Source organism: Kitasatospora sp. NPDC093806 (assembly GCF_040683335.1).
In the GTDB taxonomy this organism is placed as follows: domain Bacteria; phylum Actinomycetota; class Actinomycetes; order Streptomycetales; family Streptomycetaceae; genus Kitasatospora.
On the sequence record NZ_JBFBDO010000014.1, the window covers coordinates 13,993 to 28,921 of the forward strand.

A 14,929-nucleotide genomic window follows, 5' to 3' on the forward strand; every position below is an offset into this window, starting at 1 on the left:
TCGGCGTCCTGACCGACGCCCGACAGACCTGTCAGCCAGTGGAGGGCTCCCCCGCGTGAACGACGGACCGCTCATCGTCCAGAGCGACAAAACTCTTCTCCTGGAGATCGACCACCCCAAAGCCGCCGACTGCCGCCGCGCCATCGCGCCGTTCGCCGAACTGGAACGCGCGCCGGAGCACGTGCACACGTACCGGGTGACGCCGCTCGGGCTGTGGAACGCGCGCGCCGCGGGCCACGACGCCGAGCAGGTCGTCGACGCCCTGGTGACGTACTCGCGCTACCCGGTGCCGCACGCGCTGCTGGTGGACGTCGCCGACACCATGGCCCGGTACGGGCGGCTCAAGCTCGTCAAGCACCCCACCCACGGCCTGGTGCTCACCAGCACCGACCGCCCGGTGCTGGAGGAGGTGCTGCGTTCCAAGAAGATCGTCCCGCTGGTCGGTGCCCGGCTCGACCCGGACACCGTGGTCGTGCACCCCTCCGAGCGCGGCCAGATCAAGCAGGTGCTGCTCAAACTCGGCTGGCCCGCCGAGGACTTCGCCGGCTACGTGGACGGCGAGGCGCACCCGATCGACCTGGAGGAGGACGGCTGGCAGCTGCGCCCGTACCAGGCGCAGGCCGTCGAGGGCTTCTGGCACGGCGGCTCGGGCGTCGTCGTGCTGCCCTGCGGCGCCGGCAAGACGCTGGTCGGCGCGGCCGCGATGGCGCACGCCAAGTCGACCACGCTGATCCTGGTCACCAACACCGTCTCGGCCCGCCAGTGGAAGCACGAACTGGTCAAGCGGACCTCGCTCACCGAGGACGAGATCGGCGAGTACAGCGGCACCAAGAAGGAGATCCGCCCGGTCACCATCGCCACCTACCAGGTGATGACCACCAAGCGGAAGGGCGTCTACGCCCACCTGGAACTCTTCGACGCGCGCAACTGGGGCCTGGTCGTCTACGACGAGGTCCACCTGCTGCCGGCCCCGGTGTTCAAGTTCACCGCCGACCTCCAGGCCCGCCGCCGGCTCGGCCTGACCGCCACCCTGGTCCGCGAGGACGGCCGCGAGGGCGACGTGTTCAGCCTGATCGGCCCGAAGCGCTTCGACGCGCCGTGGAAGGAGATCGAGGCGCAGGGCTACATCGCGCCCGCCGACTGCTGCGAGGTCCGGGTCACCCTGACCGACTCCGAGCGGCTCGCCTACGCCACCGCCGAACCCGAGGAGCGGTACCGCTTCTGCGCCACCACCGCGACCAAGCGCCGCGTGGTGGAGGCCCTGGTCAAGAAGCACGAGAAGGACCAGACCCTGATCATCGGCCAGTACATCGACCAGCTCGACGAGCTCGGCGAGGCCCTGGACGCCCCGGTGATCAAGGGCGAGACCAGCAACGCCCAGCGCGAGAAGCTGTTCGACGCCTTCCGCAACAAGGAGATCGGCGTCCTCGTCGTCTCCAAGGTCGCCAACTTCTCCATCGACCTGCCCGAGGCGACCGTCGCCATCCAGGTCTCCGGCACCTTCGGCTCCCGCCAGGAGGAGGCCCAGCGCCTCGGCCGCGTCCTGCGCCCCAAGGCCGACGGCCACGCCGCCCACTTCTACTCCGTGGTCGCCCGCGACACGGTCGACCAGGACTTCGCCGCCCACCGGCAGCGCTTCCTCGCCGAACAGGGCTACGCCTACCGCATCATCGACGCCGACGACGTGCTGTAGCGGGGGTCAGTACCGGACACCGTCGCGGCCGAGCAGGATGACGCGGGCGGCGGTGTCCAGGGCGATGCCGACGTTGCGGACGGCGGTGCCCAGGGGGTGGCGGCGGCGGGCCGAGGAGGCGGTGGCGCCGGCGGGGGTGGCGGTACGGGTGCGGTGCGGTCTGTCGTTCATGCCTCCAACCGTAGGAAACGGGTGCGGCGCGGGCGTCACTCCGAAGGCCGTATCCGACCGGGCGGGGATCGTCCTGCGGGTGTACGGGGGCCCCGGAGGACGTCGGGGGTGGAACCCGGGGGCGGGCGGCGGCTAAGATCGTCCGTCTGCCCCCTCCCGAACCGTGGTACCTGCTGTAGTCGCGCAGGCAGCCGGGGGAGGCGTCGGCCGTTCGGCAACCGGCTGACCGATTCCACCGTGAGCTCCTACGATCCGCTGCGCCCGGCTCCGGGGCAGCCGGAAAGGTTCGCTGTGCCCGCCACCCCCACCACCGACCCCCTGCAGCGCGAACGCGACCACCTGGCGGCCTCCCGGGCCGCCCTGCGCGCGATGCGCGAGGACGTCGAGTCGCTGGACATCCGCGACGTGACCGGCACCTGGGTCACCGCCGTCGTCCTGCAGAACCAGATCGAGGCCCGGATCGCCGCCCTGGCCGACCTCTCGCACACCCCGCTGTTCTTCGGCCGGCTCGACTACCTGCACGCGATCAGCGAGGAGTTGAGCGAGGGATCCGGCGGGGAGAGCTTCTACATCGGCCGCCGGCACGTGCACGACGCCGGCGGCGACCCGATGGTGATCGACTGGCGCGCGCCGGTCTCCCAGCCGTTCTACCGGGCCAGCCGCACCGAGCCGATGGACGTCGAGCGGCGCCGCCGGTTCGGCTACACCGGCGGCGAGCTGACCGCCTACGAGGACGAGCACCTCACCGACCCGGCCGAGCACGAGACCTCCTCCGCGCTGCTGGCGGCCGAGATCGAGAAGCCGCGCGTCGGCCCGATGCGCGACATCGTCGCCACCATCCAGCCGGAGCAGGACGAGATCGTCCGCGCCGACATCTCCGGGACGCTCTGCGTGCAGGGCGCCCCCGGCACCGGCAAGACCGCCGTCGGCCTGCACCGCGTCGCGTACCTGCTGTACGCGCACCGCGAGCGGCTGGCCCGCACCGGCACCCTGGTGATCGGCCCGAACAACGCCTTCCTCTCCTACATCGAGCAGGTGCTGCCCGCGCTCGGCGAGCTCGACGTCGCGCAGGCCACCGTGCAGCAGCTGGTCGGGCACGTCGAGGTGCGCGGCGAGGACTCGGCCCAGGCGGCCCGGCTGAAGGGCGATGCCCGGATGGCGGAGGTGCTGCGCCGGGCGGTCCGGTCCGGCATCACGGTGCCCACCGAGCCGTGCGTGGTGGTCCGCGGCTCCCGCCGCTGGCGCGTCCCGGCCTACGAACTGGCCGCGATCGTCGAGGAGTTGAAGGACCGCGAGATCCGCTACGGCGCCGCCCGGGACGCCCTGCCCCAGCGGATCGCGCACGCCGTGCTGCTGAAGATGGAGCAGGGCGGCGAGGCCCCGGACGACCGGGTGCAGGACGCGGTGGCCCGCAACGCCGCGGTGAAGGCGGTGGTCAAGGAGTGCTGGCCGGCGGTCGATCCGGCGAAGCTGGTGCTGCGGCTGCTGTCGGAGCCGGAGTTCCTGGCCGCCTGCGCGGACGGCGTGCTGACCGCCGAGGAGCAGGCGGCCGTGCGCTGGCCGAAGCCCGGGCGCTCGGTGAAGACCGCCAAGTGGACCGCCGCCGACGCCGTCCTGGTCGACGAGGCGACGGACCTGGTGCAGCGCACCGCCTCGCTCGGCCACGTGGTGCTGGACGAGGCGCAGGACCTCTCCCCGATGCAGTACCGGGCGGTCGGCCGGCGCTGCACCACCGGTTCGGCGACCGTGCTGGGCGACCTCGCCCAGGGCACCACCCCCTGGGCGACCGCGAGCTGGCCGGAGGCGCTGCACCACCTGGGCAAGCCGGCCGCCCACATCGAGGAGCTGACCAAGGGCTTCCGGGTGCCGGAGGAGGTCATCGCCTACGCCTCCCGGCTGCTGCCGTCGATCGCCCCGGGCCTGGCCCCGGCCGGTTCGGTGCGGACCGCGCCGGGTTCGCTGACGGTCAGCCAGGTGGCCGAGGAGGAGCGGACGGAGGCCGTCGTGGCGGCCTGCCGACGGGCGCTCGGGCACGAGGGCTCGACCGGCCTGATCGCGGCCGACGCGCGGATCCCGGTGCTGGCCGAGGCGCTGGCGGCGGCCGGTCTGCCGCACCTGTCACCCGGCGCCGAGACCAGTGCGCAGGCCCGGCTGACGCTGGTGCCCGCCTCGCTGGCCAAGGGGCTGGAGTACGACTACGTGGTGCTCGACGAGCCGGCCGCGGTGGTCGCGGGCGAGCCGGACGAGCGGACCGGTCTGCGGCGGCTGTACGTGGCGCTGACCCGCGCGGTCTCCGGCCTGGAGGTGCTGCACGCGGAGCCGCTGCCGGAGCAGCTGCGGTAACGCCGTGCCGGGGCCGGCCCGCTGCCGCGGGTCGGCCCCGGGCGGGTTCAGCCGTCGATCAGCGCCCGCCACTCGGCGACCTTGGCGGCGTCCACCGGCGAGCTCCAGCCGGCGGCCCGCACCGCGCCGCCGACGTGGAAGGCGTCGAAGCCGGCCGCCCGCAGCCCGGGCACGTGCTCGGCGCGCAGGCCGCCGCCGATCAGGATCCGCTGGCCGTAGCCGGACTCGCCGGCCCGGGCCAGTTCGGCCAGCAGGACGTCCTTGCCCGCGTCCACGCCGCCGGCCGCGCCGGAGGTGAGGAAGGTGTCCAGGCCGGGCAGCGCGCCGACGGCCGCGCGGACGGCGGCCCGGTCGGCGCTGTGGTCGATCGCCCGGTGGAAGGTCCAGCGGCAGCCGGCCACCGCCTCGGCGACGGCCTCGGTGGCGGCCAGGTCGACCTTGCCGTCGGCGCCGAGGAAGCCGAACACGAACTCGTCGGCGCCCTCGGCGCGCAGGGCGGCGGCGCGGGCACGCAGCTCGTCCAGGTCGCCGGGCGCGAAGCCGTCCCGGATCCGGAGCATGACGCGCAGCGGCAGCGCGACGGCGGCCCGGATCCGGGCGAAGTCCTCGACCGCGGGGGTGAGCCCGTCGGCGGCCATGTCCGTGACCAGTTCGAGCCGGTCGGCGCCGCCCGACTCGGCGGCCTGGGCGTCCTGGGGCGTCAGCGCGATGACTTCGAAAATTGGTCTAGACATATCAGATAGCCTGCCACATCGCACCGCCCCCGGCGACCCCCGTGCACCCACCCGGACGCACCGCCGACGGACCGCCTGGTGAAAAGCCGAACGGCCGGACGACCCGGTCCCACATCCGGGTCGTCCGGCCGTACGAGAGGAGGCGAGGCCCCGGTCGTCCCGGCCCGAGCAGGCTCAGGCCAGGCTCCGGTCACCTCCCGCCCCGGTCCGCGTGCGGTCCAGCACCATGCCGAGCAGCACCATCACCGTCGCCACGCCCAGCGCCCAGGGCAGCAGCTTCATCGTGCCGCCGGTCACCTGCCAGAGCCGGAACAGGCTGAACATCAGGGTCAGCGGCAGCACCGCCAGCCCGACCGCGGCCGGCAGCAGCAGTCGCCCGCGCACCGCGAAGAGCAGCGCGAACAGCGGCAGCAGCAGGAGCACCGCGGCCCCCGTACCGTCCATCAGCACGAAGGAGCTGTAGAAGTCCTCCGCCGCCAGGACGAGCGCGCCGCCGGCCAGTCCGGCCACCACCAGCGCCCACTCCCGCCGGCCCGGCCGCTCCAGCAGCTCCTGCGGCGCGAGCGCGAAGAGCAGGCCGGCGAACAGCGCCGGGGTCGCCTCGGCGGACTGCAGGAAGACCCCCCAGCCGCCGGACATGGCGACGGCCGCCCAGGCCACCCCGAGCGCCCCGACGGATGCCACGGCGAGCCCGGCGGTCCGGGCGAGCCGCCAGCGGCCGGCCAGGACGGCGGCGACCAGCAGCAGCGGCACGAACACCTGGCCGACGTACCAGAGGTAGCCGGGAATGTGGCCGAGCCGGTCCGGCGCGTCCCACATCGAGGTCCAGCCAGGGGTGACCGCGTCGTACACGCCGCGGGCCAGGCCGACGCCCGCGATCGCCCCGGCGATCAGCGGCGCGGCGAGCGCGAACAGCCGTCCGGTGGTCGAGGAGGAGGTCAGGCCGGTGCGCATGCGCAGTCCGTACGCCCCGAGGTCGAGGGCCTCGCGGGCGGTGGCGAGCTTGCCGGACTCGGCGGTGGAGTCGGCGAAGACGGCGGTCAGCTCGTCGCCGCGCTCACGGCGGTAGCGGGCCGGGTAGAGCTTGAGCGCGGCGCGCAGCGCCACCGGCTCCCCCAGCAGTCCGGGCATGGTCTGATCGGTGGTCATGCGAAGGCCCCCCTGACCTTGGTGAAAGCGAGCTTGGCGGAACCGGTCGCGGGTCGGACCGCGACCGGACGGACGGTCGCCAGCCGGCGCTGCGCCTCCTCGGCGACGGCGCGCAGCCGCTCCGCCTCGGTGGCCAGCGCGCCCCGGCCGCCCTCGGTGAGCGCGTAGGTGCGCCGGGCGCGGCCGTCGACGACCTCTTCGGCCGCGACCTCGATGAGGCCCTGCTGGAGCAGCCGGTCCAGCGCTCCGTACAGGGTGCCGGTGCGCATCTTGACCCGGCCGTCCGAGATCGCGGCGATCTCCTGGATGAGCGCGTAGCCGTGCCTGGGGGCATCGGCCAGCGCGGTGAGTAGGAGCAGCGTGGGCTCCTGCATGGCCCGTTCTGTCATGCCTCTATATATATCGGTCACCGGCATATCCAGTCCAGTGGAATCGCCGATCAGTTCGCCACGACCCACCAGAATGGCCCCATGCCCGCCGACGCCGACCCCGAGCTCCTCGCCGCCTGGACCGCCCTGCTCCGCCGCTGCGGCGCGAGCGCCGACCCCGAGCCGTCCGGCCGGGAGCTGCTGCGCCGCTGGGCCGAACCGCAGCGCCGCTACCACTCCACCGACCACCTGCGCGCGGTGCTGGCCCATGTGGACGCGCTCGCCGGGCACGCCGACGACCCGGACGCCGTCCGGCTGGCCGCCTGGTTCCACGACGCCGTCTACCGCCCGGACCGGAGCGAGAACGAGGAGCGCAGCGCCGCCCTCGCCGTCCGGGCGCTCACCGAGGCGGGACTGGCCGAAGCCCGGATCGCCGAGGTCGCCCGGCTGGTCCGGCTGACCGTCACCCACCGGCCCGAGCCGGGCGACCGCGACGGCGAGGTGCTGTGCGACGCCGACCTCGCCGTCCTCGGCGGGTCGCCGCAGGCCTACGCGGCGTACGCGGCCGCCGTCCGGGCGGAGTACGCCTTCGTCCCCGAGCCGGACTTCCGGGCCGGGCGCGCGGCCGTGCTGCGGCAGCTGCTCGCACTCCCCGCGCTGTACCACACGCCCGGCGCGCACGCCCGCTTCGACGCCCCGGCCCGCGCCAATCTGGCCGCCGAGCTCGACACGCTCGACGGCTGACGCACCACCGCGACGCCCGCCGGCCTCAGCCGAGCTGTCCGACGGGCGCGACGACCGTGCCCTCCTTGCCGCAGACCCAGTGCGGCTCCGGCCCCAGCTCGGGCTCCACGCCGAGCGCGTGCGGGTCGCCGTCCGCCGCGCAGGAGGTGCAGAGCGGCCAGCGGCCGTACGCCTCCAGCAGCGCGTCCTGGACGTCCTGGGCGACCAGGCCGAGCACGTACTCGGTGCCGTCCGGCCACTGCTCCAGCCACCAGCGGCGGTGCGTGACGGCGGTCTCGACCAGCGACACCACGGCGGCGTCCGCGACGTCCCGTGCGGTCAGGTCGGCCAGGATCAGCGCCCGTGCCTGGTGCAGGGCGGTCTCGATGTCATCTGCGGAAGCCATCCGCCCATTCTCCCAAACAACGCCGCACGGGCGGCTCCCCGAGGGGAACCGCCCGTGCGGACGAAAGACCAGCCGATCCGATCAGTCGGATCAGAAGTCCATGTCACCGCCCGGCATGCCGCCGCCGGCGGCCGCGGCGGCCTTCTCCGGCTTGTCGGCGATGACGGCCTCGGTGGTGAGGAACAGTGCCGCGATGGAGGCGGCGTTCTGCAGCGCGGAGCGGGTGACCTTGGCCGGGTCGATGATGCCCTCGGCGACCAGGTCGACGTACTCGTTGGTGGCGGCGTTCAGGCCGTGACCGGCGGGGAGGTTGCGCACCTTCTCCACCACGACGCCACCCTCCAGGCCGGCGTTGGTCGCGATCTGCTTGATCGGGGCCTCCAGCGCGACGCGGACGATGTTGGCACCGGTGGCCTCGTCGCCGTCCAGCTCCAGCTTGTCGAACGCGACACCGGCCTGCAGCAGGGCGACGCCACCACCGGCGACGATGCCCTCCTCGACGGCGGCCTTGGCGTTGCGGACGGCGTCCTCGATGCGGTGCTTGCGCTCCTTGAGCTCCACCTCGGTGGCCGCGCCGGCCTTGATGACGGCCACGCCGCCGGCCAGCTTGGCGAGGCGCTCCTGGAGCTTCTCGCGGTCGTAGTCCGAGTCGCTGTTCTCGATCTCGGCGCGGATCTGGCTCACGCGGCCCGCGACCTGCTCGCTGTCGCCGCCACCGTCGACGATGGTGGTCTCGTCCTTGGTGATGACCACCTTGCGGGCGGTGCCCAGCAGGTCGACGCCGGCGTTCTCCAGCTTCAGGCCGACCTCCTCGGAGATCACGGTGCCGCCGGTGAGGATGGCGATGTCCTGGAGCATGGCCTTGCGGCGGTCGCCGAAGCCCGGGGCCTTGACGGCGACGGACTTGAAGGTGCCGCGGATCTTGTTCACGACCAGGGTCGACAGGGCCTCGCCCTCGACGTCCTCGGCGATGATGACGAGCGGCTTGCCGCTCTGCATGACCTTCTCCAGCAGCGGCAGCAGGTCCTTGACCGAGCCGATCTTGGAGTTGGCGATCAGGATGTAGGGGTCCTCGAACGAGGTCTCCATACGCTCCAGGTCGGTGGCGAAGTAGGCCGAGATGTAGCCCTTGTCGAAGCGCATGCCCTCGGTGAGCTCAAGCTCCAGACCGAAGGTGTTGCTCTCCTCGACGGTGATGACGCCTTCCTTGCCGACCTTGTCCATGGCCTCGGCGATGAGCTCGCCGATCTGGGTGTCGGCGGCCGAGATGGAGGCGGTGGAGGCGATCTGCTCCTTGGTCTCCACGTCCTTGGCCTGGGCCAGCAGCTGGTCCGAGACGGCGGCGACGGCCTTCTCGATACCGCGCTTCAGGGCCATCGGGTTGGCGCCGGCGGCGACGTTGCGCAGACCCTCGCGGACGAGCGCCTGGGCCAGCACGGTGGCGGTGGTGGTGCCGTCACCCGCGACGTCGTCGGTCTTCTTGGCGACCTCCTTGACGAGCTCCGCGCCGATCTTCTCGTAGGGGTCCTCGAGCTCGATCTCCTTGGCGATGGAGACACCGTCGTTGGTGATCGTGGGGGCGCCCCACTTCTTCTCCAGCACGACGTTGCGGCCCTTGGGGCCGAGCGTGACCTTCACCGCGTCGGCGAGCTGGTTCATGCCACGCTCAAGGCCGCGGCGAGCTTCCTCATCAAAGGCGATGATCTTGGCCATCAGAAGTGGTCCTCCGGGACACGGTCGACTGCTCGGACCAAGGGGTGCCCGCGACGGACGGCCCTGGTGTGCGGGGGTCCTTTCCCCTACCGCTCCCGGGGGCCTCACCGACCCGGTCCGCTGTCACTCTCACGCTGTGAGTGCTAACGCCAATGATTAGCACTCTGGGTGGGTGAGTGCAAGCCCAATCGCCAACCCGCGAGCCGTGGATCAGGTGCTCGGCGGGCGTCCGCCGGGCACCGGCCGGCCCGCTCCGGACATGCCGACGGGCCCGGGCGACCGAGGTCGCACGGGCCCGTCGTGAAGCAAGAGGCGCACCAGCCGATGGGCCGAGCCGAACTCCTGGGTGTCGGAAAGGTCAGACCGCCGCGCGGACCATGTCCGCCTGCGGGCCCTTCTGCCCCTGAGAGATCTCGAACTCGACCCGCTGGCCCTCCTCAAGGGTGCGGTAGCCGTCCATCTGGATCGCGCTGTAGTGGACGAAGACGTCCGCACCACCGTCGACCGCGATGAAGCCGTAGCCCTTCTCCGCGTTGAACCACTTGACGGTGCCCTGAGCCATTCCGAACTCCCCTAGTGCTGTGCTGGCCCTTCACGCGCCCGCAGGTCTGCGGGCGTGGGTCTGGTTGGAGGCCGGCCCGGGGAACCCCCCCTGGGCGCAGCCGCGCACGCCACAATCCCCCCGATGCCGCCGAACGGCATCCGGCGAACGGGCGATTGCGTCGACCGCGGCTGAATGTATCCGGATCGACGCCCTCTGCAACAGGGTCAATGGCGGGGAATTCCCTCGGAAGGCCAAGGGACAGCACGGGAGCAATCGGAAGAAAAGCCGCGATTCCTGCCGGACATAGCGGACGTAATACCCAAAATCCCTGCCGGAATTCTGACACCGGCCTGACATGTTTCCCGGCCCGGGGCCCGCCACCGGTCTCGCCGGCCGGACGCCGGCCGCGGTGCCGGTGCGATGGATTCGTTCCCGGAGCGACCGATCCACAGGGGTGGGGCGCCCCTGTTCCCGGTAGAGCGACACTTTACTCCGACCAGGGCCGAGAATATTCCCGCCAAAATGCGCGCGGCCGCCCGCAGGACGGAATTCCGTACTGCGGGCGGCCGGGAACGGCGCGCGGCGGGCGGTTGGGACCAGCGGGACCGGCGAGCGGGACGGGCGCGCGGCAGCGGCTCAGCAGCCGCCGGCGACCGCCGGGATGATCGAGACGTTCGCGCCGTCCTTGATCTCGGTCGCCAGGCCCTCGGCGAACCGCACGTCGTCGTCGTTCACGTAGACGTTGACGAAGCGGCGCAGCTTGCCCGTGTCGTCCAGGATGCGGGCGGCGATCCCGGCGTGGTTCTTCTCCAGGTCGGCGATGACCTCGCCCAGGGTGGCGCCCTCGGCGGGCACCTCGCCGGCGCCGCCGGTGTAGGTGCGCAGGATGGTCGGGATACGGACGCTGGCGCTCATGGGGGTCTCCTCGGTGCGGGGGCTCAAACGCGGGGGTGCGGGGCGGGGCGGGGGTGGGGCGAGGTCAGTCGGACGCCAGGCCGGCGCCGCGGAAGGCCTCCAGGGTCGGCCGGATGACGGCGGTCATCCCGGCCTCGGAGACGGCGTCGAGGGTCTTCAGGCCGTCGCCGGTGTTGATCGCGACGGTCTCCTTCGCCGGGTCCAGCTGCCCGGTCTCGACCAGCTTCTTCAGCACGCCGACGGTCACCCCGCCGGCGGTCTCGGCGAAGATGCCCTCGGTCCGGGCCAGCAGCCGGATCGCCGCCACGACCTCCTCGTCCGTCACGTCCTCCACCGCGCCGCCGGTGCGCCGGGCGATGTCCAGCACGTACGGGCCGTCGGCCGGGTTGCCGATCGCCAGCGACTTGGCGATGGTGTCCGGCTTGACCGGGCGAATCACATCCTGGCCGGCCTTGAACGCCGCCGACACCGGCGAGCAGCCCGCCGCCTGGGCGCCGAAGATCCGGTACGGCCGGTCCTCGACCAGGCCGAGCTTGATCAGCTCCTGCAGCCCCTTGTCGATCTTGGTGAGCTGCGAGCCCGAGGCGATCGGGATGACGATCTGCTCCGGCAGCCGCCAGCCCAGCTGCTCGCAGATCTCGTACGCCAGCGTCTTGGAGCCCTCGCCGTAGTACGGCCGCAGGTTGACGTTGACGAAGCCCCAGCCCTCGCCGGCCGGGTCGCCGATCAGCTCCGAGCAGAACCGGTTCACGTCGTCGTAGTTGCCCTCGATGCCGACCAGCTCGCCGCCGTACACCCCGGCCATCACGACCTTGCCCTGCTCCAGGTCGTGCGGGATGAACACGCAGGACTTGAAACCCGCCCGGGCCGCCGCCGCGCCCACCGCGCCGGCCAGGTTGCCGGTCGACGAGCAGGACAGCGTGGTGTAGCCGAACGCCCGGGCCGCCTCGATCGCGCAGGCCACCACGCGGTCCTTGAAGGAGTGCGTCGGGTTGCCGGAGTCGTCCTTGACGTGCAGCCGGGCGGTGAACCCGAGCTCGCGGCCCAGGTTGTCGGCCTTCACCAGCGGGGTCCAGCCGGGGTTGAGGTTGGGCTTGGTCGCCACGTCGGCCGGGACCGGGAGCAGCGGCGCGTACCGCCAGATCGACGCCGGACCGGCCTCGATCCGCTTGCGCAGCTCCTCCGCGCCCGCGCTGCCGAACTCGTAGGCGATCTCCAGCGGGCCGAAGCACTCCACACAGGCGAAGCTGGGACCGAGCGGGAAGCGGGTGCCGCACTCGCGACAGGACAGCGCGGCGGCGGGGCCGAGGTCAACGGTGACAGGTGCAGCTGTGTCGATAGCCATGATGGGCGGAGGCCTCTCTCCTCATCTTCCCCGTGACGCGGTCGCGCCACAGGCCGGAATTGGCACCTGTCCCGCCGGGGCCTGTCGACGACAGCCGAGCGAGAAGGTTGCCGGGACGTCAACGGGCCGTTCCCTCAGTCCCTCTGGATGAGCTCTGTGAAGTTGTGGTCGTGCTCAGCGGTGACCCCGGCGTGCGAAGGTCCGACCGCTGTACGAAGACTGTATCCGAAGGCGTCAACCCCGAACGGGACCGTCCGCCACGCGAGATGACCCGTCCCACCCCACCTCGTCGAGGAGAGACCGTGCCCGCCGAACCGATCCCCGCGCTCCCCCCCGAGACGGCGTCCTGGCTGCGCCGACGCTCGTGGCGCGCGGCCGACCGCCCGGTGGACACCCTGCTGGCGGCCAAGCGCGCGCTCGGCCCGGCCGGCACCGTCAGCGTCGTCCTCCCCGCGCTGGACGAGGAGGCCACCGTCGGCGACATCGTCCGGGTCATCCGGCGCGAACTGATGGAGCGCCGGCCGCTGGTCGACGAGCTGGTCGTGGTCGACTCCGGCTCCACCGACGCCACCGCCGCGGTCGCCGCCGAGGCCGGCGCCACCGTGCACCACCGGGACGCGATCCTGCCCCGGCTGCCCGCCGCCCCCGGCAAGGGCGAGGTGCTCTGGCGCTCGCTGCTGGTCACCCGCGGCGAGATCGTCTGCTTCGTCGACGCCGACCTGCGCGCCTTCGACCCCGCCCTGGTCTCCGGCATCCTCGGCCCGCTGCTCACCGAACCGGGGATCCAGCTGGTCAAGGCCATGTACGACCGGCCCCTGGAGACCGACGGGGCGGTCGTCCCGGCCGGCGGCGGCCGGGTCACCGAACTGGTCGCCCGCCCGCTGCTCAACCTGCACTGGCCGGAACTCGCCGGTTTCGTCCAGCCGCTCGGCGGCGAGTACGCGGCCCGCCGCTCGCTGCTCGAACGACTGCCCTTCCCCACCGGGTACGGAGTCGAACTGGGCCTGTTGGTCGACGCCCTGGAGACGGCCGGCCTGGACGCGCTCGCCCAGGTGGACGTCGGCGTCCGCCACCACCGGCACCAGGACGGCCAGGCGCTCGGCCGGATGGCCGCCACCATCTACCGCACCGCGCTCGAACGGCTCGACCGCACCCACCGGCTGAAGGCCTCCGCCGACCTGGTCCACCCGCTGCTCACCCAGTTCACCCGCGACCCGGAGACCCGCGCGTTCACCGCCCACTCCCACCCCGTCACCGCCACCGAACGCCCGCCGATGCACACCCTCCCCGAGTACGCCACCCGACGGTGAAGGGTTTGCCGCCCGGAACCCCCGGCAACCAACCAACCATGGGCCCTCTCACGACCGAGCGTTCGAATCCGACCGGCGCCGCCCCCGTCCTGGTCGCGTCCAACCGGGGACCGGTGTCGTTCGGCACCGCCGAGGACGGCACGCTGACCCTCCGCAGAGGCGGCGGCGGCCTGGTCTCCGGGCTCTCCGCGATCGACGACCCGGACGGCCTCTGGGTCTGCGCCGCGCTCTCCGACGCCGACCGCCGGGCCGCCCGGGAGGCCCCCGACGGGCGGCTCGACCGGGCCGGCCACGACGTCGGCGGCCAGGCCGTCCGGATGCTCGACATCGACCCCGAGACCTTCGCCCGCGCCTACAACGGCATCGCCAACTCGACCCTCTGGTTCGCCCACCACCTGCTCTGGGACACCCCGACCGCCCCCGCCTTCGACGCCGCCTTCCGCACCGAGTGGCAGGCCTACACCGCGTACGACACCGCCTTCGCCGAGGCCCTCGCCGCCGAGGCCGCCCCCGGCGCCGCCGTCCTGGTGCAGGACTACCACCTCTCGCTGGTCCCGGCGCTGCTCCGGGCCGCCCGCCCCGACCTGCGGATCGGCCACTTCTCGCACACCCCCTGGGCGCCGCCCGAGTACCTGCGGCTGCTGCCCGACGACATCGCCGAGGCCGTCCTCACCGGCATCCTCGGCGCCGACCGGGCCGGCTTCCTGACCCGCCGCTGGGCGCTCGCCTTCGCCGACTGCTGCGAGCGCCTGCTCGGCGCCGCCGTCGACCGCGAGGCGCTCACCGTCACGCACGGGGGCCGCACCACCGCGCTCGGCGTGCACGGCCTCGGCGCCGACGCCGACTTCCTGCGCGAGCGCGCCCACCGGCCGGACGTGGACGAGCGGCTGGCCGCCCTGCGCGCGGCCGTCGGCGACCGCCGGACCGTGGTCCGGGTCGACCGCACCGAGCTGAGCAAGAACATCGTCCGCGGCTTCCTGGCCTACCGGCACCTGCTGCGCACCCGCCCCGAGTGGCGCGACCGGGTGGTGCACATCGCCTTCGCCTACCCCTCCCGCACCGACCTCGCCGAGTACCGCGCCTACACCGCGCGGGTGCGGGAGCTCGCCGAGGAGATCAACGCGGAGTTCGGCACGCCCGGCTGGCAGCCCGTGCTGCTGCACCTCGACGACGACTTCGCGCGCTCGCTGGCCGCCTACCGGCTGGCCGACGTGGCGCTGGTCAACCCGATCCGGGACGGCATGAACCTGGTCGCCAAGGAGGTCCCGGTGGTCTCCGACCGGGGCTGCGCGCTGGTCCTCTCCCGGGAGGCCGGCGCGCACGCCGAGCTGGGCGAGGACGCGCTGAGCGTCAACCCCTTCGACGTGGTGGCCACCGCCGACGCCCTGCACGCCGGGCTCACCATGCCGGCCGGCGAGCGCGCCGACCGGACCAAGCGGCTGGCCGCCGCCGCCACCGCGCTGCCGCCCCAGCAGTGGTTCCTCGACCAACTGAACGCGCTGCGCTGACCCGGCG

14 protein-coding genes and 1 riboswitch are annotated in these 14,929 nt (G+C 73.0%); of the genes, 5 read left to right on the forward strand and 9 right to left on the reverse strand.

The annotated features are described in order from the left end of the window. The first annotated feature begins 55 nt into the window (after positions 1–55). Positions 56–1,693 (forward strand): DNA repair helicase XPB, encoded by a 1,638-nt coding sequence (locus AB0N76_RS10590; protein WP_363555356.1) that lies wholly within the window; start codon positions 56–58, stop codon positions 1,691–1,693. A 6-nt stretch (positions 1,694–1,699) separates the two neighbouring features. Here AB0N76_RS10590 and AB0N76_RS10595 read toward each other — a convergent pair whose 3' ends face one another. After that, positions 1,700–1,864 carry a hypothetical protein gene (locus AB0N76_RS10595; protein ID WP_363555358.1) on the reverse strand — a complete coding sequence of 55 codons (165 nt, stop codon included), beginning with the start codon at positions 1,862–1,864 and terminating at the stop codon, positions 1,700–1,702. A 291-nt stretch (positions 1,865–2,155) separates the two neighbouring features. Between AB0N76_RS10595 and AB0N76_RS10600 the strand changes: the two genes are divergently transcribed. Further along, a complete protein-coding gene (locus tag AB0N76_RS10600; protein WP_363555360.1) occupies positions 2,156–4,207 on the forward strand; it encodes an AAA family ATPase in 2,052 nt (683 codons plus the stop codon). 47 nt (positions 4,208–4,254) lie between these two features. On the opposite strand, the gene AB0N76_RS10605 is transcribed toward AB0N76_RS10600, so the two are convergent. The 3 genes from AB0N76_RS10605 to AB0N76_RS10615 form a co-directional block, all read right to left on the reverse strand. Beyond that, positions 4,255–4,941: a copper homeostasis protein CutC gene (locus AB0N76_RS10605; protein ID WP_363555362.1), complete on the reverse strand. Its 687-nt coding sequence runs from the start codon at positions 4,939–4,941 to the stop codon at positions 4,255–4,257. Between the two features lie 174 nt (positions 4,942–5,115). Next, a complete protein-coding gene (locus AB0N76_RS10610; protein ID WP_363555364.1) occupies positions 5,116–6,090 on the reverse strand; it encodes a hypothetical protein in 975 nt (324 codons plus the stop codon). After that, entirely contained in the window at positions 6,087–6,479 is a 393-nt protein-coding gene (locus AB0N76_RS10615; RefSeq protein ID WP_363555366.1) for a PadR family transcriptional regulator, read from the reverse strand. Before AB0N76_RS10615 ends, AB0N76_RS10610 begins: the two co-directional genes overlap by 4 nt. Before the next feature lie 81 nt (positions 6,480–6,560). On the opposite strand from AB0N76_RS10615, the gene AB0N76_RS10620 reads away from it, so the two are divergent. Continuing rightward, positions 6,561–7,202, forward strand: coding sequence for a hypothetical protein (locus AB0N76_RS10620; protein WP_363555368.1), 642 nt, complete (start codon positions 6,561–6,563; stop codon positions 7,200–7,202). 25 nt (positions 7,203–7,227) lie between these two features. Here AB0N76_RS10620 and AB0N76_RS10625 read toward each other — a convergent pair whose 3' ends face one another. The 5 genes from AB0N76_RS10625 to thrC all read right to left on the reverse strand — a co-directional run bounded on the left by AB0N76_RS10625 (position 7,228) and on the right by thrC (position 12,104). Further along, positions 7,228–7,587 carry a hypothetical protein gene (locus AB0N76_RS10625; protein ID WP_363555370.1) on the reverse strand — a complete coding sequence of 120 codons (360 nt, stop codon included), beginning with the start codon at positions 7,585–7,587 and terminating at the stop codon, positions 7,228–7,230. 90 nt (positions 7,588–7,677) lie between these two features. After that, positions 7,678–9,300, reverse strand: a complete 1,623-nt coding sequence (gene groL, locus AB0N76_RS10630; RefSeq protein ID WP_363555372.1) for a chaperonin GroEL — start codon at positions 9,298–9,300, stop codon at positions 7,678–7,680. Positions 9,301–9,658: 358 nt separating this feature from the next. Continuing rightward, positions 9,659–9,862 (reverse strand): cold-shock protein, encoded by a 204-nt coding sequence (locus AB0N76_RS10635; RefSeq protein WP_030289665.1) that lies wholly within the window; start codon positions 9,860–9,862, stop codon positions 9,659–9,661. 618 nt (positions 9,863–10,480) lie between these two features. After that, entirely contained in the window at positions 10,481–10,759 is a 279-nt protein-coding gene (locus AB0N76_RS10640; RefSeq protein WP_363555374.1) for a MoaD/ThiS family protein, read from the reverse strand. 64 nt (positions 10,760–10,823) lie between these two features. Continuing rightward, on the reverse strand, positions 10,824–12,104 hold the full coding sequence (gene thrC, locus AB0N76_RS10645; RefSeq protein ID WP_363555376.1) for a threonine synthase: 1,281 nt from the start codon (positions 12,102–12,104) through the stop codon (positions 10,824–10,826). An 18-nt stretch (positions 12,105–12,122) separates the two neighbouring features. Then, positions 12,123–12,258: riboswitch (SAM riboswitch) on the reverse strand. A gap of 148 nt (positions 12,259–12,406) precedes the next feature. Between thrC and AB0N76_RS10650 the strand changes: the two genes are divergently transcribed. Together AB0N76_RS10650 and AB0N76_RS10655 are read left to right on the forward strand one after the other, a co-directional pair. Next, positions 12,407–13,414 (forward strand): glucosyl-3-phosphoglycerate synthase, encoded by a 1,008-nt coding sequence (locus AB0N76_RS10650; RefSeq protein ID WP_363555378.1) that lies wholly within the window; start codon positions 12,407–12,409, stop codon positions 13,412–13,414. A 38-nt stretch (positions 13,415–13,452) separates the two neighbouring features. Continuing rightward, positions 13,453–14,922, forward strand: coding sequence for a trehalose-6-phosphate synthase (locus AB0N76_RS10655; protein ID WP_363555380.1), 1,470 nt, complete (start codon positions 13,453–13,455; stop codon positions 14,920–14,922). Positions 14,923–14,929 lie beyond the last annotated feature (7 nt).